The sequence below is a fragment of the Actinoplanes sp. NPDC051513 genome (genome assembly GCF_044454685.1).
Taxonomy (GTDB): Bacteria; Actinomycetota; Actinomycetes; order Mycobacteriales; family Micromonosporaceae; genus Actinoplanes.
The window spans coordinates 437,324-462,381 of sequence record NZ_JBITDW010000005.1 but is presented as its reverse complement, the minus strand read 5'-3'; the positions used below and the strand labels follow the sequence as shown (position 1 = coordinate 462,381).

Sequence of the window (25,058 nt, the reverse complement as noted above, 5' to 3'; positions counted from 1 at the left end):
ACCCCGTGCGACAACACAGACATCGCCTGCGCCGCGGCCTGGCGGTAGCCGGCACCGTCGTCCTCGGCGCCGGCATCGCCCTCGCGGCCGGCGTGCCGGCCCAAGCGGCGGCCGGCTGCACCGTCGTGTACAAGGTGGCCAGCCAATGGCCCGGCGGCTTCACCGGCGACATCCAGATCACCAACTCCGGTGACCCGGTCAGCAGCTGGAAGCTCGAGTACGACTTCCCCGACGCCGCGCAGAAGGTGGGCCAGGGCTGGAACGGCGTCTACTCGCAGAGCGGGCAGCACGTCACCGTGAACAACGCGAGCTGGAACGGCAGCATCGGCACCAACGCGACCGTCGGCACCGGCTTCAACGGGACCTTCGGCTCGGCCAACCCGGTGCCCACGGCGTTCAGCCTCAACGGCACCGCCTGCAACGGCGCGACCGCCGCGCCCACCGTGGCGATCACCTCGCCGGCCGCCAACACGCGGTACACGGCCCCGGCGTCGATCCCGATCACGGCCACCGCGGCCGCGGCCTCCGGGAACACGATCAGCAAGGTCGAGTTCTACCACGACGGCCTGCTGCTCAACACCGACACGGCGTCGCCGTACGCCTACACCTGGACCGGGGTGCCGCAGCAGACCGCGGCCTACCACCTCCAGGCGATCTCGTACGACAACACCGGCGCCAAGAGCAGCACCGCCGACGTGCCGGTCTTCGTCGACGCCAGCACCTCGCCGGGGATCGTCGCGGACGCCAGCTCGGTGACCGTCGCGCCCGGCGCGAGCTCGACGTTCAAGCTGGCGCTCTCCGCGGCGCCGACGGCGAACGTGACAGTGGCGGTAGCCCGTACCGCCGGGGCCACCACGGTCACGGCGACGCCGGCCTCGCTCACCTTCACGCCGTCGAACTGGAGCACCGGCCAGACGGTGACCGTCGCGGCCACCAGCGCCGCCACCTCCGGCTCGACCGCTACCTTCTCGGCGACCGCCACCGGCTACACCGCGGCGACGGTGACCGCGAACGTGGTGCCGGCCGGCAGCGTCGACGACCGGTTCACCCAGCTGTACAACGACATCAAGAGCCCGTCCAACGGCTACTTCAGCCCCGAGGGCGTGCCCTACCACTCGATCGAGACACTGATCGACGAGGCGCCGGACCAGGGTCACGAGACCACGTCCGAGGCGTTCAGCTACTGGCTGTGGCTGGAGGCCGAGCACGGCGCCTCCACACAGGACTGGGCGCCGTTCAACGCGGCCTGGTCGACGATGGAGAAGTACATCATTCCGTCGCACGCCGACCAGCCGACCAACGCCAACTACAACGCGTCGAAGCCGGCGACCTACGCGGCGGAGTACCCGCTGCCGTCGCAGTACCCGTCGCAGCTCGACACCAGCGTCTCGGTCGGCTCCGACCCCCTCGCCAGCGAGCTGAAGAGCGCGTACGGCACCGACGACATCTACGGCATGCACTGGCTGCTGGACGTCGACAACACCTACGGCTTCGGGCACTGCGGTGACAAGACCACCCGGGTCGCGTACATCAACACCTTCCAGCGCGGGCCGCAGGAGTCGACGTGGGAGACCGTCCCGCAGCCGTCCTGCGACACGTTCACGGCGGGCGGCCCCAACGGCTACCTGGACCTGTTCACCAAGGACGCCAGCTACGCCAAGCAGTGGAAGTACACCAACGCGCCGGACGCGGACTCGCGCGCGGTGCAGGCGGCGTACTGGGCGTACACCTGGGCCACCCAGCAGGGCAAGGGCTCGCAGATCTCCACCGCGGTGACCAACGCCGCCAAGATGGGCGACTACCTGCGCTACTCCTTCTACGACAAGTACTTCAAGCAGCCGGGCTGCACCTCGACCTCGTGCGCGGCGGGCACCGGCAAGAACGCCTCCAACAACCTGATGTCCTGGTACTACGCCTGGGGCGGCGCGACCGACACCAGCGCGGGCTGGGCCTGGCGCATCGGTTCCAGCACGAGTCACTTCGGCTACCAGAACCCCATGGCCGCGTACGTGCTGAGCAACGTCAGCGCGTTCGCACCCAAGGGCGCCACCGCGAAGGCGGACTGGCAGACCAGCCTGAACCGGCAGCTCGAGTTCTACCAGTGGCTGCAGTCCTCCGAGGGCGCCATCGCCGGTGGCGCGACCAACAGCTGGAACGGCAACTACTCGGCGCCGCCGTCCGGCACGCCGACCTTCTACGGGCTGTCCTACGTCGTGGCCCCGGTCTACGCCGACCCGCCGTCCAACCAGTGGTTCGGCATGCAGACCTGGTCGCTGGAGCGCCTGGCCGAGTACTACTACACGACCGGTGACGCCAAGGCCAAGTCGGTCCTCGACAAGTGGGTGCCGTGGGCGCTCGCGAACTCCACCATCAGCGCCACCAGCTTCTCGATCCCGTCCGACATGTCGTGGTCGGGCGCGCCGGCCACCTGGAACCCGTCCAGCCCGGCCGCCAACACCGGCCTGCACGTGACCGTCACGAGCAAGGGCACCGACCTCGGCGTGGCGGGCTCGTTCGCCAAGCTGCTGACCTACTACGCCGCCAAGTCCGGCAACGCCGCGGCCAAGACGGCGGCGAAGAACCTGCTCGACGCGATCTGGACGCACAAGGACGCCAAGGGCGTCTCGGTCACCGAGACCCGCGCCGACTACAACCGGTTCGACGACGTGTACAACGCCTCGACCGGCCAGGGCCTCTACATCCCGCCGGGCTGGAGCGGCAAGATGCCGAACGGCGACGCGATCGCCCCCGGCAAGTCCTTCCTGGACATCCGCTCCTGGTACAAGAACGACCCGGACTTCCCGAAGGTCCAGGCCTACCTGAACGGCGGCGCCGCGCCGACGTTCAACTACCACCGGTTCTGGGCTCAGGTCGACGTCGCCACCGGCTACGCCGACTTCGCCCGTCTGTTCCCGAACGGCTGAGGGGAGGAACCATGAGAAGAGAAAGATTGTTCGCGTACGTCGCTGCCGCGTTGATGGCGGTCGGCGTCGGGGCAGTGGTCCTGCCGGGGATCGCCGAAGCGCACGGAACGATGATGACGCCCGGCAGCCGGACCTGGCTCTGCTACCAGGACGGCAAGACCAGCACCGGGGAGATCGTGCCGAAGAACGCGGCCTGCGCGGCCGCGGTCGCGCAGAGCGGCGTAACCCCGCTCTACAACTGGTTCGCTGTGCTGCGCTCCGACGGGGCGGGCCGGGTGTCCGGATTCCTTCCGGACGGCCAGCTGTGCAGCGGCGGGACCGGTGGGCCGTACAACTTCACGGGCTTCAACCTGGCCCGTAACGACTGGCCGCTGACCCACCTCACGTCCGGCCGGACGATCGAGATCGACTACAACGACTGGGCCAAGCACCCGGGAACCTTCTCGCTCTACATCACCAAGGACGGGTACGACCCGACCAAGCCCCTGGCCTGGGGCGACCTCAATCCGACGCCGTTCTCCCAGGTGACCAACCCGCCGGCGGACGGCGGGCCGGGCACCGACGCCGGCCACTACTGGTGGAACGCGACGCTGCCGTCCGGCAAGACCGGCAAGCACCTGATCTACTCGGTCTGGTCGCGCTCGGACAGCACGGAGACGTTCTACGGCTGCTCGGATGTGGTCTTCGACGGCGGCAACGGCGAGGTCACCGGCGTCGGTGGAGGCGGGACGACCACCCCGCCGACCACCCCGCCGACGACGCCGCCCACGACGCCGCCCACCACTCCACCCACGACGCCGCCCACCACTCCACCCACGACGCCGCCGACCGGTAACCCGGGCTCCGGCTGCACGGCCATGTACAACGTGACCGGCTCCTGGACCGGCGGCTTCCAGGGTCAGGTGATGGTGCACGCGCCGGCCAACGCCGCGGTCGGCAAGTGGACGGTCACCTGGACCTGGCCGGGGTCGCAGACCCTGGCCCAGCTCTGGAGCGGGACGGCCACCACCAGCGGCTCGCTGGTGACGGTCAAGAACGCCAGCTGGAACGGCTCCATACCGGCCGCCGGCGACACCACGTTCGGGTTCCTCGGGTCGGGCGCCACGCCCACCACGGTGAACAACCTGACGTGTAGCACGGCATAAGAGAACCGGGCGGGGGGGGGGGGGGGGGGCCCCCCCCCCCCCCCCCCCCGGGGGGGGGGGGGCCCCCCCCCCCCCCCCCCCGGCCCTTCCCGGTTCAGAGGAAGGCTCTCTGGTTACCTGGCCAGCAGGAACGTTTCCCGCAACGTGTCGTACGCGGGTTTGGGCTGCAGTTGTTCGTCCATCGGTGTGGCCGAGCCCTCACCGGCGAAGACACCCGGAACCCAGTTGTACTTGTCGGTGAAGCCCCACACGGTGTAGGAGATGCAGTTCTTGACCAGCAGGCAGGCCCGCAGCATCAGGCCGAAGCCCTCGGCCTGTGCCTGCGTCCGGTACTGGTCGGTCGGCAGGATCATCCGCACGTCGACCTCGGTGAACGCGGTCTTGACGCCGAGCGCGTCGAAGCGGCGCACGTTCTCCAGGACGTCGCCCGGCAGGCCGTACTGGATCCCCAGGTGACCCTGCATGCCGAAGCCCTGCACCGGGACGCCCTGATGGCGCAGGTCCTTGACCAGCTGGTAGTACGCGTCGGTCTTGGGGCTGAGCCACTCGGCGTTGTAGTCGTTGATGAACAGGATCGCCGACGGGTCGGCCTGGTGCGCCCAGCGGAACGCGTCGGCGATGTAGCCCGGGCCGAGCGCCCGCAGCCAGATCGTGTCGCGCAGGGTGCCGTCCTCGTTCAGCGGCTCGTTGACCACGTCCCAGGCCCAGATCTTGCCCTTGAAGTGACCGGCCTCGGCGAAGATGTGCCGCCGCAGCAGGTCGCGCAGCTGAGCCTTGGTGAAGTCGGTCTCGTTGATCCACGACGGCAGCTGGCTGTGCCAGACCAGCGTGTGGCCGCGCACGGCCTGGCCGTTGCGCCGGGCGAAGTTGATCAGGTCGTCGGCCGGGCCCCAGTTGTACGTGCCCTGGGTCGGTTCGACCTCCGACCACTTCATCACGTTCTCGGGGGTGACGGTGTTGAACTCTGCCGCGACGGCCTCCTTGTAGGCGGCGTCGTTGGCGAGCGCGTTCATGTCCACTGCAGTGCCGATCTTGACGCCGGTGCCGCGGGCCGCGCCGCGCAGCCCGGTGTCACCCGCAACGGCCGCGCCGTTCGGCAGCGCGGCCACGCCCAGGACCGTGATCGCGGCGAGAGCGGCCGCGCCCAGTCCTGTTCGGACTCGAATCATCAGACTTACCTCCGGTCGGTGAAGCCGAAAGTTCCGGTAACTTGCGGAAAGCTTCGTGCCGAAAGCCGCCCACGTCAATGGCAGTTTCTGAGCGAAGATCAAATCCTGTAGGCCTTGACGACATAGATCGCCCCCTCTACGTTCGGGGTGTTCGGCTGACATGTTTCCGAAACTTCCGATCCACCACGGAGGATTCCGCGTGTCCCGGTTTTTGCATCAACCCTGGCTTTCTCTTGCTGCTGTCCTCACGGTGGCCGGAACTCTGTTCGCGGCCACTCCCGCATCGGCGACCGGCCGTGCCACGCCGGTCATCGTCGACACCGCCCGCGGCCACGGGAACGTCGTGAGCTTGACCTTCGACGACGGCCCCAACCCGCCCGACACCCTCAACCTGCTCGAGGTGCTGCGCAAGCACCACGTCAAAGCCGTCTTCTGCCTCTGGGGCGACCACGTCCGCGAGCACCCCGAGGTGGTTCGTGCGATCGCCCGCGAGGGGCACGTGCTCTGCAACCACTCGATGCACCACGACGACATGTCGGCGTGGACACCCGAGCAGATCCGGGCCGACCTCGAGGCGACCAGCGCGCTCATCCGCCAGGCCGTCCCGCACGCGAGGATCGCGTACTTCCGCGCGCCGTTCGGCGCCTGGGGGCAGAGCCCGCAGGTCGCCGCTGACCTGGGCATGCAGCCGCTGGGCTGGCGCTTCGACATCGAGGACTGGGTGCCGCCCGGCACCGACGTGCTGGTGCAGCGCATCCGCGACCGCATCACGCCCGGCGCGGTGGTGCTCATGCACGACGGCGGCGGCGACCGCAGCCAGACCGTCGCGGCCGCCGACCAGATCATCCCCGAGCTCCGCGCCGACTGCTGGCGCCTGACCCTGCCGCTGCCCCGCGGCTGACCCGCCGCTCGCGCGGCCCGGCCCGAACGCGGGCCTGCGGTCGCGGGACCGCGGCCGGCCCGTCGTCCAGCCGGCGGGCCGGCCGTCAGCGGCTGAGAGGAGACGCCATGTCCACCACCCGACGCGAACTGCTCGCCATCGGCGCCGGCGCGGCCGTCGGTGCGGCCACCGCGGGCGTGGCGGCGCCCGCCCCCGCCCACGCCCACGAGCAGGGCACGGAAGCCTGGGTCGCCACCTGGGCGGCCGTGCCCACCACCATCCCCACCCGCGGCGCGCCGACCGTCCTCGACAACCAGACCGTGCGGCACGTCGTGCACTGCTCCACCGGCGGCGACGAGCTGCGGATCCGGCTCACCAACGAATTCGGCGCCGCCGCGCTGCACGTCGACGCGGTGCACGTGGCGCTGCGCGACGGCAGCGGCGCGAGCACGGCAATCGTGCCGGGCACCGATCGGCGGGTCACCTTCAGCGGGCGGCCCGATCCGACGATCCCGGCCGGCGCGCCCGTGGTCAGCGACCCGGTGCGGCTGCGGCTGCCGGCCGGGGGAGACCTCGCGATCAGCCTCTACTTCGCGCAGCCGACCACGGTGACGACCCTGGCGGCGTTCGCGTTCCAGGACAACGTGATCGCGGCCGGGAACGTGACCTCTGTCCGTACGGTGACGGCGACCGCCACCGTGGCCTCCGACCTGTTCCTGTCCGGCGTCGCCGTGCGCAAGGGCGGCGCCGCCGCGATCGTGACGCTCGGCGATTCCATCACCAACGGCGCGAACACGCAGAACAACCTGAACCACCGCTGGCCCGACCTTCTCGGCGCGCGGCTGCGGGCGGCCCGCCTCGACCGGGGGATCGCGAACCTCGGCGTCTCGGGCAACCGGCTGCTGCACGACCCGAACCCGCCGGCCGGCAGCGACGCCGAGACGTTCGCCAACTACTTCGGCGTGAACGGGCTCAAACGCTTCGACCGGGACGTCCTCGCCCAGCCGGGCCGGCGTTTCGTGGTGGTGCTGCTCGGCGTGAACGACCTCGGGCACCCGGGCACGGTCGCACCGGCAAGCGAAGTGGTCAGCGCCGACGACCTGATCGCGGGACACCGGCAGCTGATCGCGCGGGCGCACGAGGGCGGCCTGCGGGCGTACGGCGGGACGATCTTGCCCTTCAAGGACGACACGCTGGGCTTCTACTCGGTCGAGAACGAGCGGAAGCGGCAGCAGCTCAACCGGTGGATCCGGACGAGCGGCGAGTACGACGGGGTGGTCGACTTCGACAAGGCCATGGGTGACCCGGCCGATCCGATCCGGCTGAACCCGGCGTACGACAGCGGGGATCACCTGCATCCGAACGACGTAGGCATGGCGGCCATGGCCGCCGCAGTGAATGTGAGGTACTTCCGATGAAGGCCGCGCTCGCCCTCGTGCTGATCGCCCCGCTGCTGGCGATCCCGTCGTCGGCCGCGGCGCACGGCGCCGAGACCACCAACGACTACATCTCCACCCATCCCGGCCCCGGGCGTTTCGCCCTGGCCGGAGCGCCGGTCCTGGTCGACGACGCCGATCACCCGGGCGTGATCCGGGTCGCCGACGACCTGCGCAGTGACCTCCACAAGGTGACCAACGCCGCCGTCAAGGGCACGAGCGACCCGATCATCCTCGGGACGATCGGCCACAGCCCGACCATCGACAAGATCATTGCGCGCGGGAAGCTCGACGTCTCGTCGATCCGCGGCAAGTGGGAGACGACGATCGAGCAGGTCGTCGACAACCCGCTGCCGGGCGTCAGGCGGGCGTTCGTGATCGCCGGCAGCGACCAGCGCGGCGCCATCTACGGCGCCTACGACGTCTCGCGCAACATCGGCGTCTCGCCGTGGTACTTCTGGGACGACGTCCCGGTCGAGCACCACGACAACCTCTACGTCCTGCCCGGCCGCCACACCCAGGGCACCCCGGCGGTGAAGTACCGCGGGTTCTTCATCAACGACGAGAACCCGGACACCGGCACCTGGGCGCCCGAGCACTTCGGCCCCGGCAAGGCGCCCGGCTACCCCGGCGGTCTCAACGCGGACTACTTCGCCAAGGTCTTCGAGACCATGCTGCGGCTCAAGGCCAACTACCTGTGGCCGGCCGTGTGGGGGCGGGCGTTCGCCGAGGACGACCCGGCCAACCACGCGACCGCCACCCGCTACGGCGTCGTCATGGGCACCTCGCACGAGGCGCCGATGATGCGCGGCATCGAGGAGTGGAACCGGCACGCGGTCAACGGGACCGACCCGTACGGCGGCAACGGCGTCTGGAGCTACCGGCAGAACAAGGACGCCATCGAGGCGTACTGGCGCGACGGCGCCGAGCGGATGCGCGACCAGAACATCGACGGCGTCATCACCCTCGGCATGCGCGGCAACGGCGACGTGTCGCTGCCCGACGGCGACGGCATCGACCTGATGAGCTCCATCATCGACAGCCAGCGGCAGATCCTGCGCGACACCGGCCTGATCGACCGGCCCCAGGTGCAGACCCTCTACAAGGAGGTGCAGCGCTACTGGGACCAGGGCTACCGGCCGCCGGACGACGTCACGGTCGTGTTCTGCGACGACAACTGGGGCAACATGCGCAAGCTGCCCGATCCGTCGCTCCCCCCGCGCAGCGGTGGCTACGGCATGTACTACCACTTCGACTACGTCGGGGATGGCCGCAACTACAAGTGGGCCGACACCGCCAATCTCACGAACACCTGGGAGCAGCTGCACCGGGCGTACACGTCGGGGGTGGATCGTCTCTGGGTGGCGAACGTGGGCGACCTCAAGAACGAGGAGCTGCCCACCCAGTTCTTCCTCGACTACGCGTGGAACCCGGCCGCCTGGCCGGTGGAGAAGCTGGGGGAGTGGACGCGGCGTTACGCGGCGCAGAGCTTCGGGGAGCGGCTTGCGCCGGCGATCGCGTCGATTCTTGACACGTACGGGCATCTGCAGTCCCGCCGCAAGCCCGAGCTGTTGAACCGTCGCATCACCGTGGACCCGGCCAAGGACATCACCACCGACCCGACCGCCGTGGTGTACGACGACCAGCAGACGCCGTTCAGCCTCACCGACTACGGCGAGATGGACCGCGTGACCAACGAGTGGCTGGCGCTGGCCGCTCGCGCTTCCCGCTTGAAGGATCACGTGCCGGCGGCCTGGCAGGACGCGTTCTACCAGCTCGTGTACTACCAGGTGAAGGACACGGCGATCATCTACGACCTGCGGCGCGCGGAGTTCACCAACATCGCGTACGCGGCGCAGGGCCGGGCGGCCACCAACGCGCTCGCCGACCGGGCCGAGGCGCTGTTCGCCGAGGACCAGGCGATGAGCGACTACTACAACACCACCCTGGCCGGCGGGAAGTGGCACAACTGGCAGCTGCAACCCAAGATCGGGTACGGGAACGTGGCCCGCTACGGGCCGAACGCGCCCTGGCAGCAGCCGGAGCTGAACAACGTGGCGCTGCCGGACGAGATCTTCCCGTACCTGAAGCGGATCACCGTCCCGCCGGAGTCGTCGCTCGGCGTGGCGCTCGACGGGGGATCGGCCACCACGCTGCCGGCGTTCAGCCCGTGGCAGAGCCAGTCGCAGCAGTACATCGAGGTCTACAACAAGGGCACGACGCCGTTCGCCTACAAGATCAGTAGTGGCGCGCCGTGGCTGTCCGTGAGCCGGGCCTCGGGCACCGTCACCGACCAGATCCGTTCCACGGTGACGGTCGACTGGCGGCGGGCGCCGTCGGGCACGCGGAGTGTGCCGATCACCATCACCGGGGCCGGCTCGACCGTGACCGTGCAGGCGCCGGTCTCCCGCCCGGCCGTGCCGCCGGCCGGCTTCCTCGAGGCCAACGGGTACGTGGCGATCGAGGCCGACCACTACAGCCGCAAGACCGGTCAGTGGCAGCTGCTGCCCGGCATCGGCAAGACCGGCAACGGACTCACGCCGCTGTCGGCCGACGGGGCCCGCCTCGACTACACGATGACGCTCACCTCGTCCGGGCCGCTGCAGGTGTCGGCCTACCTCTCGCCCCGCAACAACGTGCTGCCGACCGACGGCCTGAAGTACGCGGTCTCGATCGACGGCGCGACCCCGCAGGTGGTCAACATGACCAAGGCGACCGGCGCCAACGACACCACCATGAACCGGCAGTGGGCCCGCAACACCAGCCAGAACATCAACGTCACCACGACCACCCACACGATCGCCGCGCCCGGCCGGCACACGCTGACCTTCTGGGCCGTCGACCCGTCCGTCATCGTCCAGCGGCTCGTCGTGGACACCGGCGGCGTCAAGTACAGCTACCTGGGACCACCCGAGAGCCGGAGGGCCTGACATGCGACGTCGTTCCGTCATCGGCTTGAGCGGAGCCGCCCTGGGCGGGGCCGTCCTCGGCGGCCCTCTCCCGGCCGGCGCGCACGGCCGGTCCCGGTGGATGCACACCTGGGTGTCGATGCCGCAGCTGACCGAGCCGGGCAACCTGCCGCCGGCGCCGTTCACGGGCTCGTCGTCGACGCTGGTGGACACCACGCTCCGGCAGACCGTGCACGTCACCGTGGGTGGCGGGCGGTTGCGGGTGCGCTTCTCGAACGCCTTCGGCGGGGCGGCCCTGCCGATCACCGCCGCGGCGGTGGCGCTGCCGGCCGGCGGAAAGGCCGGGGTCGCCGCGATCGTGCCCGGCTCGTCGCGCCCGCTGACCTTCGGCGGGCGGGCGTCGGTGGTCGTCCCGGTCGGCGCCCATGTGGTGTCCGACCCGGTCGACCTGCCGGTGGCCGCCGGCTCGAACCTGACCATCAGCACCTATCTCGCCGCCGGGCAGGAAACGCTCAATCTCACGTCGCACCCGGGCTCGCGCACGACGACGTACCTGGTGAACGGGAACTTCGTCGCTTCTGCCGACCTGCCGGGCGCGGCCGGGGTCGCGCACTGGTATCTGATCAGCGGGGTGGAGGTCCTGGGCAGCGCGCCGGCCATCGCGATCGTGGGGGACTCGCTCACCGACGGACGCGGGTCCACGACCGACGGGAACGATCGCTGGCCCGACCAGCTCTTCGCCCGGCGGCCGCGGACGGCCGTGCTGAACCAGGCCGCCGGCGGCAACCGGGTGCTCAACGACGGGCTCGGGCCCAACGTCCTGGCCCGGCTCGACCGCGACGTCCTCGCCACCAGCGGCGTCGACCGGATGCTGATCTTCGAGGGGGTCAACGACATCGGCACCGCGCCGGCCACGGTCGCCGACCAGAAGCAGGTGACCGACGACCTGCTGTTCGCCTTCGAGCAGGTGGTGCTGCGCGCGCACGCCCGCGACATCACCGTCTACGGCGCGACGATCACGCCGTTCGGCGGCAACACGGGCTACGACGACCCCGGCGGGCTGCGCGAGGAGTCCCGCCAGGCCGTCAACGCCCGCCTGCGCCGCGGCCGGCTCTTCGACGAGATCGTGGACTTCGACGTGGCCGCGCGTGACCCCGCCGTTCCCCGCCAGCTCAACCCCGCCTACGACACCGGCGACCACCTGCACCTGAACCCGACAGGCTACGGGGCGCTCGCCGCGGCGGTCCCGCTGCGCTGGCTCTCCTGAGACGTCCCGCGCGCTTCTGGGCTTACGCGGACCCGGGGGCGCGCGGGACCCACCGCACTACTCGAAGCGGGAGATGTCGCCGGCGCCTACGCGGATGATCTCGGGGTCGCCGTCGGACAGGTCGATGACCGTGGTGGGCTCGACGCCGCACTCGCCGGAGTCGACCACCGCGTCCACCGCGTGGTCGAGCTCCTCCTTGATCTCCCAGCCCGCCGTCATCGGCTCCTCGTGGCCCGGCAGCAGCAGCGTGCTGGAGACCAGGGGCTCACCGAGCTCGGCCAGCAGCGCCTGCGCCACCACGTGCTCGGTGATCCGCACCCCCACCGTCCTCTTCCTCGGGTGCAGCAGCCGGCGCGGCACCTCCTTGGTCGCGGGCAGGATGAACGTGTACGGCCCAGGGGTCGACGCCTTCACCAGGCGGAACGACGCGTTGTTGATCTGCACGAACTGGCCGAGCTGGGCGAAGTCGCGGCACATCAGCGTGAAATGGTGCTTGTCGCCGAGGTGGCGGATCTCCCGGATCCGGTCGAGGCCATCCTTGTTGCCCATCCGGCACCCGAGCGCGAAACACGAGTCGGTCGGGTAGGCGATCAGCCCGTCCGCCCGCACGATGTCCACGATCTGCCGGATCGCCCTCGGCTGCGGATTCACCGGGTGCACGTCGAAATACTTCGCCACCCGCGCAGCTTAGTGAGCTTTGATCCGCGGCCGAGCCACCTTCCCTCAACTGGCTGTCCCGCTCCGGTGTTTACACTGGCAGGCTCGATGACGTGCGGAACGTTGCCGTGTTGATGACGTCTACGGTTCTCCCGTTCGAGCTGGCCGTCTACTGCGAGGTGTTCGGCATCGACCGGACCGGCCGGGGTGTGCCGGCGTTCGACTTCGCGATCTGCTCCGAGCACCCCGGCGTGCCGGTGCCCACATCGGGCGGCCTGCACGTCACGCCGACCGAGGGCCTGCGGCGGCTCGCGGCGGCCGATCTGGTCGCGGTCGCGCCGCCGGTCGCGCCGGCGCGCGAGGTCAGCCCCGAGGTCTCGGCGGCACTGCACGCCGCCGTCGACCGGGGCGCCCGGGTGGTCGCGGTCTGCACGGCCGGGTTCCTGCTGGCGTCGGCCGGGCTTCTCGATTCCCGTACGATCGCGGCGCACTGGCTGCACGCCGAGCAGATGCGCGAGTGGTTCCCGAAGGTGACGGTCGACCCGTCGGTGCTGTACGTCGACGACGACCCCTTCTTCACCTCGGCCGGCACCGCGGCCGGGATCGACCTGTGCCTGCACCTGATCCGCAAGGACCACGGATCCGCGGCGGCCGAGGCGGTCGCCCGCGGCATGGTGCTCGGCCCCCAGCGGGCGGCCCATCAGACGCCACCCCCGCCGCTGCCCGCAGGCCGCCCTGACGACGGCATCGACAAGCTTCTCGACTGGGCCCTGGGCAACCTGCACGAGGACCTGTCGATCGACATCCTGGCCCGCCGCGCCTTCCTCTCGACGAGGTCGTTCTCCCGCCGCTTCCGCGCCGCGACCGGCACCACGCCCTACGCCTGGGTCCTCGAGCAGCGGGTCCGCCTGGCCCAGCAGCTGCTCGAGACCGACCCCCGCGTCGGCGTCGAGGAGGCCGCGGGCCGCGCCGGCTTCAGCTCGGCTGCCCTCCTGCGGCAGCACTTCCAGCGCCGTTTCGGCTGTTCTCCGTCGGAGTACCGAGCCCGCTTCGTACCGTCATCGCCTTGACGACCGCGGCCATGTCCTCCGCGCCGAACCCCTGTTCCTCGGTCTCGGCGTAGAGCTCGCGGCACACGTCCAGCAGCGGCGCGGTGATGCCCAGGCCTTTCGCGGCCTCGACGATGAGCCGGTTGTTGTAATGCACATCCCGAATGGACGCCTGCACCGCGAAGTCCCCGTCCACGATCTTTCCGGCCTTGCCCCGGGACACGTAGCTGGCCATCGGCCCGGCGTCGAGCACGCTCCGCAGCGTGTTCAGGTCGAGCCCGTGCCCCTCGGCGAAGTGGAAGGCCTCGGCCAGCCCGGTGACCATGCTGATCAGGAAGGTGTTGACCGCGAGCTTCATGAGCAGGCCTTGCGGCACCGGTCCGCAGTCCACGACCTCCCGGCACAGGGGCGCCAGCAATGGCCGTACGAGATCGCGGTCGTGCTCTTCGCCCGCCAGCATGGCGACGAGCTGTCCCGCCTCGGCCGGCCCTCGCGACCCCGACACGGGCGCCTCGACATAGCTCCCGCCGGCCGCAACCACCCGATCGCGCAGGCCGGCCGAGTATTCCGGCGAGGTCGTCCCCATGTGCACGACGACCCGCCCGGCGACGTGCGGGCCGATGACGCTGTCGACGGCCTCGGCGTTGGCCAGCATCAGAAGGACGACGCCGGCCCGCTCGAAGACCTCCTGCGGCCCGTCCGCGAAGCGGGCGCCGTCGAGCGGCACACCGGAACGCGTCCAGACGACCAGATCGTGACCGGCCGCCACCAGATTCGCGGCCATCGGCCGCCCCATCACCCCGAGCCCGAGGAATCCCAACGCCATGCTCACAAGATAGGGCGTTGATCATCGGCCGACCGCCGTGATCGCGCCAATCGTTACGACCGCGGCGGCAGCATGCGCAATCCCTCCGACAGCGCTGCTTGTGCTCCAGCCAGGAGATCGAGATAGATCTCTGCCCGTCCCCGATCGGCGATGATGTCGTCGACGGAGTCCTCGTAGAAGGCGGGCTCGCCGAGCAGGAGCTCCAGGAGGCTGCGGGCGTCCGAGCGCCACATCGCGTCCGGCTTGAAGCCGATATCGCCGAACCTCCGCCAGAACGGAATCAGAACGTAGAACAGCTCCCGCGCGTCGATCCCGGTTTGCGCGAACGCCGACTTGCGGAGCATCCGGCCGGTGGCGGACTGGGCTTCCATCGCGAGGCCCCTGATGAGTCGCGGGTGGTGGATCGTGGCCTGGTCGGGCGGCCAGGGGAGCGAGGTGTCGACGGCGATCTCGGAGTGATCCTCGACCCGGATCCACAGCCTGGGGGGAACCGTCCCACTCCACTCGACCCGCATGGCCTGCCAGAGTCGCCGGGCGTCCTCCGGCTCCAGTTGGCCCATCCACAGCAGCGCCTGCCGCCGCCAGTTCACCACCACTGGCGAGTCCACCAGCTCCGCGACGTCGACCGGGCCATCGGTGAGCAGGACCGCGAGGCACATGAGGTTCGCCGAGAAGGCGGCCTGCCGTTCGGCGGCCGTGCGCGGCTCCGGCTCGTACTCGCGGAGCGACCAGGTCGGTTGTGGCCGGCCGGCCTGCGGGAGCAGCTCCAGGACCAGCTCCCGGCTGGACCGCCGGACCTCGGGATCCAGCCGGGCGATCATGGCTTGGCAGAATTCCCACAGCGGCTGCCGCCGGGTGATCGTCGTGAACGAGGTGAGCGCGTACAGGTAGCCCGCGTCCAGCGTCGCCAGCGGCCGTCGCCGGAGCAGGGCACGGTCCTCGGCCAGCTCCACCAGAGCCATGACGATCTGCCGTGCGGCGAGGAACTCGGCGAACGTCGCGTGCAGGAACTCGAAGCTGCGCTCGACGTCGCCGGTGTCCCGGCTCGCCCGTGACTCGTGTACGAAGAAGAATCGGCCCACGAGCAGCTGCCCGATGCTCAGGGGCCGGTTGGCCGCGGTCGGGAGGGTGCGGTCCTCCGCCGTCAAGAGCAGTCGTGCGTCTTCCTCGAGCTCGGCCTCGAGGATCACATCCCGTCCGCGGTTGTGCATGGCCACCGCGACCGCGCAGAGCCGCCGCCACTCGGCCGCGACCTCGGCGTCCCATTGCTCGGGTCCGAGCTCGCTGCCGAACTTGTCCACCTGCCGCTCGAAGAAGTCGGTGAACAGCCGCTCGTACAGCTCGACGCGGCCCAGCCCGCCCTCGGCGCGCTGGAGCTCGTTGGCGCGGCCGTCGTAGATGGCAAGCAACAAAAGCAGGAGCGGCTGGCAGGCCAGCTCCCGATGTTCCATCGCGACCCCGGGCGGCAGCGGGCGCAGTTCCCGCGCGGCCAGGCCGGGCTCGTTGAGCCCGTTCCAGACGTGCAGCCACGCTGCCACCCGGTCGTCGTCGAACGGGTCGAGCCGGACCACGGCCGTGTCCTCCGGGAACCGCGCCCGGTCCGCGACCACGGTCCGGCTGGTCACCAGGATCGCGAGGGGGCGGCCGAGCACCGCCTCCCGCTGCTGGAAGTCCTGAAGCTGTTCCAGGTAGCCGGCCCAGTTCTGCCCGGTTGCCTGCAACAGCTCGTCGAAGCCGTCCATCATCACGACCGGGAGCGCCGTCCCCGCCCGGCGTACCAGATCCGGCCAGGTCACCTTCTCGCCGAGGTGCCGGTACAGCGCCTCCTCGATCTGGTGCTGCACCGGCGCGTCAGCCCGCACGTTGCGAAGCTCGACGCGAACCGGGAGGAAGTCCGCGCCCGCCAGGCGTGCGGCGAGCACCCGCGTGAGTATCGATTTACCCGAACCGGGTTGCCCCAGAATCACGATGGGTTGGTCGGTCGCCGAGCCCGCGGTGAGCATGGCGATCAAGAACTCCTGCACCGCCGGAACGGACCGGCCGTTGAGGCCCCACCACTCCTCGGTGGCCGGCAGGCTGTTGGGCCCGGCCGACGCCAGCTGCCCCGCCGGCTCCTGGTAGCCATCGCGAAGCGATGGCAGGACGAGCTCGCCGGGCGCGTTCGTGGTGCTGAGAATCGGCTTCGCCAGCCGCGCCTCGTAGAGCCGAGCCAGGCCTGCCCGCACCGCGTCCACGGCGGCGTGCCGCGCCGCGCTCGTCTCGCGGATCAGCTCGCGGGTGGCCTGCGCGTCGATGGTCTGCGTCCACATCCGGAACTCGGGGATCTCGCCGGCCAACCGCCGGTAGGCAGCTCGGTAGCGCCGGAGCGCGTCCTTGCAGATGTCAGGGACGATGGCCGTCAGGTCCGCACGTTCGAAGGCACTGAGCCCGTTGAGAAACATCATGATCATCGTGGCTCGACCCTGGAAGAAGGCGTCGAGGCGAACCTCCACCAACTCGGTCGGGTTCGCCGGCGTCGGGTACGGCGCGTATTTGCTCACCATCTCGTTCACCAGGGCGCTGTAGTTCGAGCCGATCGGCTTCCCCGCGGCGATCATCGCCCGCTCGGCCGGGGTGAGCCTGGCCGCCTCGAGCCGGTGCCCGCGCGCGGCCAGCGACGCCTCGACGGCTTCCAGAAGGGAGACCACGACGATGACGGTGTGCGCGGCGATGAGCCGCTCGGTGCGGTCGAAGCGACCCAATCCCTGCACCTTGTCGCGCCACGCCCGGACCGCGGATTGACCCCACCGCACAATCTGATCGCGCAACGCGAAGAAATCCACTGTGCCGGCGCTCGCCACCGTCACTGTGCCGGTGGCGAGGCCGGCCAGCGATCCCAGCCTCTCCACCAGTTCCGAGTCGCCGTCGAGGAGCTTGACGGCGTCGGCGAACGACAGCCCGCGGGATCTCATGTGCGCGGACGGTAGCGAATCGCCTCCACCCGGTCCATCCGCCCCGAGTGGCGTTCCCGACCTGGGTCGGCGAACCCTGGCGGGGAGCGCCTCGGCAGGACGATGCTGGGGCTTGTGGAAACTGAACTCTTCATCGGTGGCAAATGGGTCCCCGCGTCCTCCGGGGATCGTTTCGACGTGCTCGACCCGGCGACCGGGGACGTGATCGCCTCCGTCGCCAACGGCGGGGAGGGTGACGCGATGGCCGCGGTGGATGCGGCGGCCGCGGCGGGCAAGGCCTGGGCGGCGACGCCTCCGCGGGTACGCGGTGAGGCGCTGCGCAAGGCGTTCGAGCTGATGACCGAGCGGGCCGCGGACCTCGCCAAGCTGATCAGCCTCGAGAACGGCAAGGCCCTGGTCGACGCGAAGGGCGAGGTCACCTACGCGGCCGAGTTCTTCCGGTGGTTCGCGGAGGAGGCCGTGCGGGGGGAAGGCATCGTGAGCACGGCGCCGAGCGGGGCCAACCGGATTCTCGTGGTGCGGCAACCGGTCGGTGTCTGCGTACTCGTGACGCCCTGGAATTTTCCGGCGGCGATGGCGACCCGCAAGATCGGGCCGGCGCTCGCGGCGGGCTGCACGGTGATCCTCAAGCCGGCCAGCGACACTCCGCTGACCGCCCTCGCGATGGCGGCGATCCTGGCCGAGGCGGGCGTCCCGGACGGGGTCGTCAACGTGCTGCCGTCGCGCAGCTCGGGCAAGGTCGTCTCGAAGATGCTCAAGGACCCGCGCGTACGGAAGGTGTCGTTCACCGGGTCGACCGAGGTGGGCCGCATCCTGCTCGCCCAGGCCGCCGACAACGTGATCAACACGTCGATGGAGCTGGGCGGCAACGCGCCGTTCCTGGTCTTCGCCGACGCCGATCTCGACGCCGCGCTCGACGGCGCGATGATCGCGAAGATGCGCAACGGCGGCGAGGCGTGCACCGCCGCGAACCGGTTCTACGTCGAGGCGCCGGTGGCCGAGGAGTTCTCGCGGCGGCTCGCCGAGCGCATGGCCGGCCTCGTCGTGGGCCCGGGAACCGATGAGAAGACGCAGGTCGGGCCGCTGGTGAACGAAGACACGGTGGCGAAGGTCGACGGGCTGGTGAAGGGCGCGGTCGAGGGCGGCGCCACGGCGGTGACCGGGGGCAAGCGGCCGGGCGGGCCGGGCTTCTACTACCCGCCGACCGTGCTGACCGGCGTGCCGGGGGACGCGCCGATCCTGCGGGAGGAGATCTTCGGGCCGGTCGCTCCGATCGTCACCTTCGGCACCGAGGACGAGGCCGTGCGGTACGCCAACGACACCGAGTTCGGCCTGGTCGCGTACGTGTTCACCCGCGACCTCGCCCGGGGCCTGCGGGTGAGCGAGGCGATCGAGGCCGGGATGGTCGGGCTGAACCGCGGTCTCGTGAGCGACCCGGCGGCGCCGTTCGGCGGGGTGAAGCAGAGCGGCATCGGGCGCGAAGGCGGCCACGAGGGCCTGCTCGAATACCTCGAATCGAAGTACATCGCCGTCAACTGGTAACTCGCTGAGAGGTAGGCCGGGGTCATTGACTCCGGCCTCTCTTCTATTGCTATTGTGCTAGGTACCTAGTGGAATAGGGGAATAGATGATCGAGTTTCACCTGGAAGCCCGCTCGGGCGTCGCGCCCTACATGCAGCTCATCCAGCAGGTGCGGCACGCCATGCGGCTCGGGCTGCTCAAGGAGGGCGACAAGCTCCCCACGGTCAAAGAGGTGGTCGCCCGCGTGGCCATCAACCCGAACACGGTGCTCAAGGCCTACCGCGAGCTGGAGTACGAAGGGCTCGTCCAGCCCCGCCCCGGCCTCGGCACCTTCGTGACCAGCACCCTCGGCGGCGAGGCCGACCTGGCCGCGCACGAGCCGCTGCGCCGCGACCTCGAGGGCTGGCTCGCCAAGGCCCGCGACGCCGGCCTCGGCGACGAGAGCATCGAGGCGCTGTTCGTGAACACATTTCGCCACTTTTCGGCAGAACGAGCAGGCAACTCCTCCGCAAGAACAGGACGGGGATGACGATGACCAGCGCCGTGGTGACTGACGGCCTCACCAAGCGGTACGGCAGGCGAACGGCCCTGTCCGACTGCACCCTGGACATCCCGGCCGGCCACGTGGTCGGCCTGGTCGGCCCCAACGGCGCCGGCAAATCGACGCTGCTTCAGCTGGTCTGCGGCCTGCTGCGGCCCAATGCCGGCCGCATCGAGGTCCTCGGCGCCCCCGTGGTCAGCGGCTCGGCCCGCGTCGGCTTCGTCGCCCAGGACACCCCGGTCTACGGCGGTCTCACGATCGACGATCACCTGCGTTTCGGGGCCCACCTCAACCCGTCCTGGGACGCCGGCCTCGCCCGCGACCGCATCGACCGGCTCGGCCTCGACCCGGCGCAGAAGGCCGGCAAGCTCTCCGGCGGCCAGCGCGCCCAGCTCGCGCTCACCCTGGCCATCGCCAAACGCCCCGACCTGCTGCTGCTCGACGAGCCGGTCGCCGCACTCGACCCCCTGGCCCGCCGCGAGTTCCTGCAGGGCCTCATGGAGTACGTGGCCGAGTCCGGCACCAGCGTGGTCATGTCCTCGCACCTGGTCGCCGACCTCGAGCGCGTCTGCGACTACCTGATCGTCCTGGTGCGCTCCCGGGTGTGGGTCACCGGCGAGGTGGAAGAGCTGCTCGCCACCCACCACCGGGTCACCGGCGCGCGCATCGATCCGGCCACGCTCGGCAGCGGCCGGCAGGTGGTGCAGGCCCGGCACACCGACGTGCAGTCGACGCTCGTCGTGCGCAGTTCCGCGCCGATCGACGACCCGGCGTTCACGGTCGACGGCATCGACCTCGAAGACCTGGTCCTGGCGTACATGTCCGAGGCCGCGGAGGGCGGCCGCGATCGCGTACTGGAGAAGCAGAGATGATCTGGCTCACCTGGCGTCAGTTCCGCACCCAGGCCGTCGTCGGCTTCGTGGCCGCGGCCGCGATCGCCGTCGTCTTCCTGGTCACCCGCGGGGCGCTCATCGACCTCGCCCGCGACATGGGGTACACGGGTTGTACCACCGACTGCGGGACCTTCGCCGACCAGTTCGTCCGGCAGGCCCAGAAGGACTACTTCGGCCGGCTGATGTTCGCCGGCAGCGTCCTGCTGTTCGTCCTGCCCGTGCTGATCGGCCTGTTCTGGGGCGCCCCGCTGGTGGCCCGCGAGCTCGAGACCGGCACCCATCGGCTGGTCTGGAACCAGACCGTGAGCCGCAACCGGTGGCTGGCGGTCAAGCTCGGCGGCGTCGGTCTCGCGACGGTCGCCGTCGCCGGCCTGATCAGCTGGGCCTTCACGGCATGGGCCAGCCCGCTCGACAAGGCCAACGGCTGGATGACGCCGGACATCTTCACGGTTCGCGGAGTGGTGCCGATCGGTTACGCGGCGTTCGGCTTCCTGGCCGGGGTGACGATCGGCATGCTGCTGCGGCGCACGGTCGCGGCGATGGCGGTCACGCTGGTCGTCGTCGGGGTCGCGATGTTTCTCGTGATCGCCTTCCTCCGGCCGCACCTGGTGGAGCAGACGACGTACACGGGCACGCTGACGGCCGAGAGCATCGGCGGCATCAGTCTCAGCCCCGGCGACGCCGACCGGGACATCCGGGTCGAGCCCGAGGCGCCGGTGGAGGGCGCCTGGGTCCTCAGCAACGTGGTGGTCAACGCGTCGGGCGTGGCCTGGCACGGGCCGTACGATCCGCAGTTCTGCGGTCCCGGCGCGCCCGGCGACGGCCCCCAGGGCTGTGCGCGGTGGATCGCTTCGCAGGATCTGAAACAAAAGGTGATCTACCTGGGCGCCGACAAGTTCTGGGCCCTGCAATGGCGCGAACTGGGCGTTTTGGTGGGAGTTTCGGCTCTTCTGGCGATCTTCTGCTTCTGGTGGATTCGGCGTCGGGTGGCGTAGGGTCCGAGGGCACTTTGGGTAGTCGGCCGATGCTTACGCTCCGGTAATGAACTATTTTTCACTCCGGCGCCGTACCCCTTGTCGAGCGCATCTCGTGCTGCTCGATACTGGGGACGTTTTTTCGGCGGACCACAGAGGTCGGGATCCACCTGAGAGGAATTCTCGGAAATGCGCAAGAAGCTGCTGGCGCTCGCGACGGTCGGGCTGCTGGCTACGGTCACGATGACGGCGTGTGACGGCTCCGATGATTCGAGTGACGCCGGGAGTGGCAGCGGGTCCGGCAGTGGCTCGGGCAAGGCTCGGGTCGGTGTCATCCTTCCGGATACCAAGAGCTCGACGCGCTGGGCCAACGAAGACCTGAAGTTCCTCAAGGCCGCCTTCGACGCCGAGAAGGTGCCGGTCGAGATCGTGAACGCCCAGGGCGACCGGGCGAACTTCGTGAAGATCGGCACCGACATGGTGAACAGCGGCGTGAAGGTGCTGATCATCGCGAACCTCGACTCCGACACCGGTAAAGAGGTGCTCGGCAAGGCCAAGGCCAAGAAGATCCCGACGATCGACTACGACCGTCTCACGCTCAACGGCGGCGCCGACTACTACGTCAGCTTCGACAACGAGCGGGTCGGCCAGCTCCAGGCGAGCGGTCTGATCTCCTGCCTCAATGCGAAGGGCGTGGTCAACCCGGTCGTGGCCGAGCTCAACGGCTCGCCGACCGACAACAACGCCACGCTGTTCAAGGCCGGCTACGACTCGCTGCTGAACCCGAAGTACGACCAGGCGTTCTACACCAAGGGTCCCGACCAGTCCGTGCCCGACTGGGACAACGAGGAGGGCGGCAAGATCTTCGCGCAGATGCTCTCGCAGCAGCCGAAGATCACCGGCGTGCTCGCCGCCAACGACGGCCTGGCCGGCGCGGTGATCAAGGTGCTGCGCTCGAAGGGCCTGGCCGGCAAGGTGCCGGTCACCGGTCAGGACGCCACGCTGGACGGCCTGCAGGCCGTGCTGGCCGGCGAGCAGTGCGTCACGGTCTACAAGAAGCTGGAACCCGAGGCCACGGCGGCCGCCAAGCTGGCGATCGACCTGTACAAGGGCAACAAGCCGACCACCCGCGAGCAGATCAAGGACCCGGAGTCGGGGGCCTATGTCCCGTTCGTGTCCCTGAAGCCCGAGCCGGTCTTCGCGGCCGACGTCAAGGACGTGGTGGCCGACGGCTTCGTCGACAAGGCCAAGCTCTGCGCCGGCAAGTACGCGAAGTTCTGCACCCAGCACGGCATCAAGTAGGACGAGCGCTAGGCAGGGGCCAGGCGGATCCGTACGCGGCGGTTCTGCCGGCCCTTGCTCTCGACCTTGACCACTTCGACCCGGCCCACCTGCGCGGTGGAGGCCACGTGGGTGCCGCCGTCGGCCTGCACGTCCAGCCCGACGATGTCGATGACGCGGATCTCCGGCTCGCCGAGCGGCGGCAGCGCGTCCTGGGTGCGTACCAGCGTCGGGATCTGCAGGGCCTCGTCGCGCGGCAGGATCCGCGCCACGATCTTCCGGTCGGCCGCGATCTCGGCGTTGACCGCGTCCTCGAGGGACTGCTTGAACCCCGGCGGCACCTCGGGCAGGTTGAAGTCCATCCGGGCCTCGCCGGGCTGCATGTTGCCGCCGGTGACCAGCGCCCCGAAGTCGCGGAACACGGTGCCGCAGAGGATGTGCAGCCCCGAGTGGGTGCGCATGAGCGTGCTGCGCCGCTCGTCGTCGATCGCGCCGCGCACTGTCGTGCCGGCCGGCGGCACCGGATCGCCGGGCGCCGGGATGAGATAGCTCGGCCTCCCGGATATGGCGTCGCCCTTGCGCGAGTCGACGATCCGCGTCTGCACGCCCTGCCAGAGCAGCACCCCGTGGTCCGGCGGCTGCCCGCCGCCGCCCGGATAGAAAGCGGATCGGTCGAGCACGATGCCCGCCTCCGGATCGGACGAGAGCACTGTGCAGTCCCATTCCCGCAGGGTCGGGTCCTCCCAGTCCAGGCGTGCGCTCATGCCAGCAACTCCTTCACGCGGGGGACGACCTTCGTGGCGTACAGCTCGATCGCGGCCATCAGGCGCTCGTGCGGCAGCGTGCCCGCCGAGTACTTGAGGTCGAAGCGCTGGATGCCCAGGTCCTTGACGGTCTTGGCGATCTTCTGGGCGACGGTCTCGGGCGAGCCGGCATGCCAGGCGCCCTCGTCGATGTCGGCCTGGAAGCGGTCGCGGGTCAGCGGCGGCCAGCCGCGCTCGCGGCCGATGCGGTTCATCATGACGCGGACGTGCGGCCACAGCACCTCGGCGGCCTCCTCGTCGGTCTCCGCCACAAAGCCGGGGGAGTGCACCGCCACCGGCAGGTCTTCGGGCCGCTCGAACTCCTTGAGGGCGCGGCGATACAGGTCGACATACGGCGCGAACCGGGCGGGCGCGCCGCCGATGATCGCGAGGACCAGCGGGAGGCCGTACTCGGCGGCGCGGACCACCGACTCGGGGCTGCCGCCCACGCCGATCCACGTGCGGATGCGGCCTTGTTCCGTTTTCGGGTAGACCTGCTGGTCTTTCAGCCCGGGCCGGACGGTTCCCTCCCAGGTCACCGGGCCCTCGGTCAGCAGCTTCGCCATCAGGTCCGCTTTTTCTGCGAAAAGGCGGTCGTAATCCGATAAGTCGAAGCCGAACAGCGGGAACGATTCGGTGAACGAGCCGCGACCGAGAGTGATCTCGGCGCGCCCGTTCGAGACCGCGTCGAGCGTCGCGAACCGCTCGTAGACGCGGACCGGGTCGTCGGAGCTCAGCACGGTGACCGCGGTGCCCAGAGCGATCCGCTCGGTGCGGCTCGCGATCGCCGCGAGCACGATCTCGGGGGAGGAGACCGCGAAGTCGTCGCGGTGATGCTCGCCGAGGCCGAACGCGTCGATGCCGAGGCGGTCGGCCAGCACGGCCTGCTCGACCACGTTGCGGATGACCTGCGCGGCGGCCAGGCGTTTGCCGTCGGAGCCGGCGGTGACGTCGCCGAAGGTGTCCAGACCGAATTCGACCATGATCACACGCTACCCGCGGCCCTTGAGGCGGCGGCCCATCTCCCGGGCGATCTCCTTCTGGGCGTCGCGCTCCGCGAGGACCTGCCGTTTATCGTACGATTTGAGGCCCCGCGCCATGCCGATCTCGACCTTCGCCCAGCCGTTGCTGAAGTACATCGACAACGGGACGAGGGTCAGGCCGTTCCCGTCGCGCAGCTGGTTCAGGATCTTCGCTATCTCGACGCGGTGCAGGAGCAGCTTGCGGGTACGGCGCGGGACGTGGTTGGTCCAGCTGCCGTAGCCGTACTCGGCGATGTGCAGGCCGTACAGCATGATCTCGCCCTCGTGCTCCTGCGCGAACGCGTCGACCAGCGAGGCGCGGCCCTCGCGGAGCGATTTCACCTCGGTGCCGGCCAGCACGAGGCCCGCCTCGTACGTCCTGAGGATCGCGTAGTCGTGCCGCGCCTTCTTGTTCGAGGCGATCAGCTTCCGGCCTTGTTCCTTTGCCACCGGCCTACGGTACCGGCCGCCTCATCGCGTAGGTGACGCTGCTCAGCCGGTGTGGCTCGTCCTTCACGTGGATCGCGGCCCGCGCGTAGGCCTGCCACCCCGCCGCGCCGGCGCGGTTGAGGTGGCGCAGGTCGTCGAAGCGCTCGTCGGTGCCCCAGCGGAGCACGCCCCCGGGGTGGTGGAAGGTGGCCGTCCAGTCCATGAATCGGTCGGTGCCGAGCGTGCCGGCGGCGCGGTATTCGAGCCGCGCGTACTCCCAATTGGTCACCCGTTCGATTATGCCGGTACCCCTTTCGGCGCGCTGTCCGATCTCGACACGCCCTCCCGGCGGGCCGCCACCGCCCTGAAATCAACCTTCAT

The 25,058-nt window shown here is 69.9% G+C and carries 20 protein-coding genes; 12 read left to right on the top strand and 8 right to left on the bottom strand.

The window, feature by feature from the left end; genetic code table 11:
* Window positions 1-5: 5 nt before the first annotated feature.
* Window positions 6-2,924: a glycoside hydrolase family 48 protein gene (locus ACIA5D_RS20000; RefSeq protein ID WP_396031552.1), complete on the top strand. Its 2,919-nt coding sequence runs from the start codon at window positions 6-8 to the stop codon at window positions 2,922-2,924.
* A gap of 11 nt (window positions 2,925-2,935) precedes the next feature.
* On the top strand, window positions 2,936-4,069 hold the full coding sequence (locus tag ACIA5D_RS19995) for a lytic polysaccharide monooxygenase (RefSeq protein WP_396031550.1): 1,134 nt from the start codon (window positions 2,936-2,938) through the stop codon (window positions 4,067-4,069).
* A gap of 113 nt (window positions 4,070-4,182) precedes the next feature.
* On the opposite strand, the gene ACIA5D_RS19990 is transcribed toward ACIA5D_RS19995, so the two are convergent.
* Window positions 4,183-5,238, bottom strand: coding sequence for an endo-1,4-beta-xylanase (locus tag ACIA5D_RS19990; RefSeq protein WP_396031548.1), 1,056 nt, complete (start codon window positions 5,236-5,238; stop codon window positions 4,183-4,185).
* A 250-nt stretch (window positions 5,239-5,488) separates the two neighbouring features.
* On the opposite strand from ACIA5D_RS19990, the gene ACIA5D_RS19985 reads away from it, so the two are divergent.
* The 4 genes from ACIA5D_RS19985 to ACIA5D_RS19970 all read left to right on the top strand — a co-directional run bounded on the left by ACIA5D_RS19985 (window position 5,489) and on the right by ACIA5D_RS19970 (window position 11,730).
* On the top strand, window positions 5,489-6,139 hold the full coding sequence (locus ACIA5D_RS19985; protein ID WP_396031546.1) for a polysaccharide deacetylase family protein: 651 nt from the start codon (window positions 5,489-5,491) through the stop codon (window positions 6,137-6,139).
* A gap of 107 nt (window positions 6,140-6,246) precedes the next feature.
* Entirely contained in the window at window positions 6,247-7,536 is a 1,290-nt protein-coding gene (locus ACIA5D_RS19980; RefSeq protein ID WP_396031544.1) for an SGNH/GDSL hydrolase family protein, read from the top strand.
* Complete coding sequence (locus tag ACIA5D_RS19975; RefSeq protein ID WP_396031542.1) at window positions 7,533-10,484, top strand: glycosyl hydrolase 115 family protein; 2,952 nt, start codon at window positions 7,533-7,535, stop codon at window positions 10,482-10,484. Before ACIA5D_RS19980 ends, ACIA5D_RS19975 begins: the two co-directional genes overlap by 4 nt.
* A 1-nt stretch (window position 10,485) precedes the next feature.
* The gene (locus tag ACIA5D_RS19970; protein WP_396031540.1) at window positions 10,486-11,730 is read left to right on the top strand and encodes an SGNH/GDSL hydrolase family protein; all 1,245 of its coding nucleotides are present in this window, start codon (window positions 10,486-10,488) and stop codon (window positions 11,728-11,730) included.
* A gap of 57 nt (window positions 11,731-11,787) precedes the next feature.
* On the opposite strand, the gene ACIA5D_RS19965 is transcribed toward ACIA5D_RS19970, so the two are convergent.
* Complete coding sequence (locus tag ACIA5D_RS19965) at window positions 11,788-12,408, bottom strand: L-threonylcarbamoyladenylate synthase (RefSeq protein WP_396031538.1); 621 nt, start codon at window positions 12,406-12,408, stop codon at window positions 11,788-11,790.
* A gap of 113 nt (window positions 12,409-12,521) precedes the next feature.
* On the opposite strand from ACIA5D_RS19965, the gene ACIA5D_RS19960 reads away from it, so the two are divergent.
* Complete coding sequence (locus ACIA5D_RS19960; protein ID WP_396031537.1) at window positions 12,522-13,457, top strand: GlxA family transcriptional regulator; 936 nt, start codon at window positions 12,522-12,524, stop codon at window positions 13,455-13,457.
* Here ACIA5D_RS19960 and ACIA5D_RS19955 read toward each other — a convergent pair.
* Together ACIA5D_RS19955 and ACIA5D_RS19950 are read right to left on the bottom strand one after the other, a co-directional pair.
* A complete protein-coding gene (locus tag ACIA5D_RS19955) occupies window positions 13,363-14,262 on the bottom strand; it encodes an NAD(P)-dependent oxidoreductase (protein ID WP_396031535.1) in 900 nt (299 codons plus the stop codon). The genes ACIA5D_RS19960 and ACIA5D_RS19955 overlap by 95 nt on opposite strands.
* A 53-nt stretch (window positions 14,263-14,315) precedes the next feature.
* A complete protein-coding gene (locus ACIA5D_RS19950) occupies window positions 14,316-17,213 on the bottom strand; it encodes an NACHT domain-containing protein (RefSeq protein WP_396031533.1) in 2,898 nt (965 codons plus the stop codon).
* A gap of 102 nt (window positions 17,214-17,315) precedes the next feature.
* Here ACIA5D_RS19950 and ACIA5D_RS19945 point away from each other — a divergent pair, with 102 nt between their 5' ends.
* The 5 genes from ACIA5D_RS19945 (at window position 17,316) to ACIA5D_RS19925 (ending at window position 22,444) form a co-directional block, all read left to right on the top strand.
* Window positions 17,316-18,755 carry an NAD-dependent succinate-semialdehyde dehydrogenase gene (locus ACIA5D_RS19945; protein ID WP_396031531.1) on the top strand — a complete coding sequence of 480 codons (1,440 nt, stop codon included), beginning with the start codon at window positions 17,316-17,318 and terminating at the stop codon, window positions 18,753-18,755.
* 85 nt (window positions 18,756-18,840) lie between these two features.
* On the top strand, window positions 18,841-19,263 hold the full coding sequence (locus tag ACIA5D_RS19940) for a GntR family transcriptional regulator (RefSeq protein ID WP_396031529.1): 423 nt from the start codon (window positions 18,841-18,843) through the stop codon (window positions 19,261-19,263).
* A 2-nt stretch (window positions 19,264-19,265) separates the two neighbouring features.
* Window positions 19,266-20,147: an ABC transporter ATP-binding protein gene (locus ACIA5D_RS19935; protein ID WP_396031527.1), complete on the top strand. Its 882-nt coding sequence runs from the start codon at window positions 19,266-19,268 to the stop codon at window positions 20,145-20,147.
* The gene (locus ACIA5D_RS19930; RefSeq protein ID WP_396031525.1) at window positions 20,144-21,163 is read left to right on the top strand and encodes an ABC transporter permease subunit; all 1,020 of its coding nucleotides are present in this window, start codon (window positions 20,144-20,146) and stop codon (window positions 21,161-21,163) included. Before ACIA5D_RS19935 ends, ACIA5D_RS19930 begins: the two co-directional genes overlap by 4 nt.
* 168 nt (window positions 21,164-21,331) lie before the next feature.
* A complete protein-coding gene (locus ACIA5D_RS19925) occupies window positions 21,332-22,444 on the top strand; it encodes a sugar ABC transporter substrate-binding protein (RefSeq protein WP_396031524.1) in 1,113 nt (370 codons plus the stop codon).
* 8 nt (window positions 22,445-22,452) lie between these two features.
* Here the strand turns inward: ACIA5D_RS19925 and ACIA5D_RS19920 are convergent, their stop codons facing one another.
* The 4 genes from ACIA5D_RS19920 to ACIA5D_RS19905 are packed head-to-tail and all read right to left on the bottom strand — an operon-like array spanning window position 22,453 to window position 24,966.
* The gene (locus ACIA5D_RS19920; RefSeq protein WP_396031522.1) at window positions 22,453-23,187 is read right to left on the bottom strand and encodes an alanyl-tRNA editing protein; all 735 of its coding nucleotides are present in this window, start codon (window positions 23,185-23,187) and stop codon (window positions 22,453-22,455) included.
* The gene (locus tag ACIA5D_RS19915) at window positions 23,184-24,209 is read right to left on the bottom strand and encodes an LLM class flavin-dependent oxidoreductase (protein WP_396031520.1); all 1,026 of its coding nucleotides are present in this window, start codon (window positions 24,207-24,209) and stop codon (window positions 23,184-23,186) included. Before ACIA5D_RS19915 ends, ACIA5D_RS19920 begins: the two co-directional genes overlap by 4 nt.
* A gap of 9 nt (window positions 24,210-24,218) precedes the next feature.
* Window positions 24,219-24,698, bottom strand: a complete 480-nt coding sequence (smpB, locus tag ACIA5D_RS19910) for an SsrA-binding protein SmpB (protein WP_396031518.1) — start codon at window positions 24,696-24,698, stop codon at window positions 24,219-24,221.
* 4 nt (window positions 24,699-24,702) lie between these two features.
* Window positions 24,703-24,966 carry a hypothetical protein gene (locus ACIA5D_RS19905; RefSeq protein ID WP_020517247.1) on the bottom strand — a complete coding sequence of 88 codons (264 nt, stop codon included), beginning with the start codon at window positions 24,964-24,966 and terminating at the stop codon, window positions 24,703-24,705.
* Window positions 24,967-25,058: the final 92 nt, after the last annotated feature.

Excerpts from the sequence above, each read along its gene's own strand:
- ACIA5D_RS19980 (WP_396031544.1), top strand. The coding sequence starts at position 6,247 with ATGTCCACCACCCGACGCGAACTGCTCGCCATCGGCGCCGGCGCGGCC.
- ACIA5D_RS19995 (WP_396031550.1), top strand. The coding sequence starts at position 2,936 with ATGAGAAGAGAAAGATTGTTCGCGTACGTCGCTGCCGCGTTGATGGCG.
- ACIA5D_RS19935 (WP_396031527.1), top strand. The coding sequence starts at position 19,266 with ATGACCAGCGCCGTGGTGACTGACGGCCTCACCAAGCGGTACGGCAGG.
- ACIA5D_RS19940 (WP_396031529.1), top strand. The coding sequence starts at position 18,841 with ATGATCGAGTTTCACCTGGAAGCCCGCTCGGGCGTCGCGCCCTACATG.
- ACIA5D_RS19945 (WP_396031531.1), top strand. The coding sequence starts at position 17,316 with ATGCTGGGGCTTGTGGAAACTGAACTCTTCATCGGTGGCAAATGGGTC.
- ACIA5D_RS19950 (WP_396031533.1), bottom strand. The coding sequence starts at position 17,213 with ATGAGATCCCGCGGGCTGTCGTTCGCCGACGCCGTCAAGCTCCTCGAC.
- ACIA5D_RS19930 (WP_396031525.1), top strand. The coding sequence starts at position 20,144 with ATGATCTGGCTCACCTGGCGTCAGTTCCGCACCCAGGCCGTCGTCGGC.
- ACIA5D_RS19975 (WP_396031542.1), top strand. The coding sequence starts at position 7,533 with ATGAAGGCCGCGCTCGCCCTCGTGCTGATCGCCCCGCTGCTGGCGATC.
- ACIA5D_RS19990 (WP_396031548.1), bottom strand. The coding sequence starts at position 5,238 with ATGATTCGAGTCCGAACAGGACTGGGCGCGGCCGCTCTCGCCGCGATC.
- ACIA5D_RS19925 (WP_396031524.1), top strand. The coding sequence starts at position 21,332 with ATGCGCAAGAAGCTGCTGGCGCTCGCGACGGTCGGGCTGCTGGCTACG.
- ACIA5D_RS19955 (WP_396031535.1), bottom strand. The coding sequence starts at position 14,262 with ATGGCGTTGGGATTCCTCGGGCTCGGGGTGATGGGGCGGCCGATGGCC.
- ACIA5D_RS19970 (WP_396031540.1), top strand. The coding sequence starts at position 10,486 with ATGCGACGTCGTTCCGTCATCGGCTTGAGCGGAGCCGCCCTGGGCGGG.
- ACIA5D_RS19960 (WP_396031537.1), top strand. The coding sequence starts at position 12,522 with ATGACGTCTACGGTTCTCCCGTTCGAGCTGGCCGTCTACTGCGAGGTG.
- ACIA5D_RS19920 (WP_396031522.1), bottom strand. The coding sequence starts at position 23,187 with ATGAGCGCACGCCTGGACTGGGAGGACCCGACCCTGCGGGAATGGGAC.
- ACIA5D_RS19915 (WP_396031520.1), bottom strand. The coding sequence starts at position 24,209 with ATGGTCGAATTCGGTCTGGACACCTTCGGCGACGTCACCGCCGGCTCC.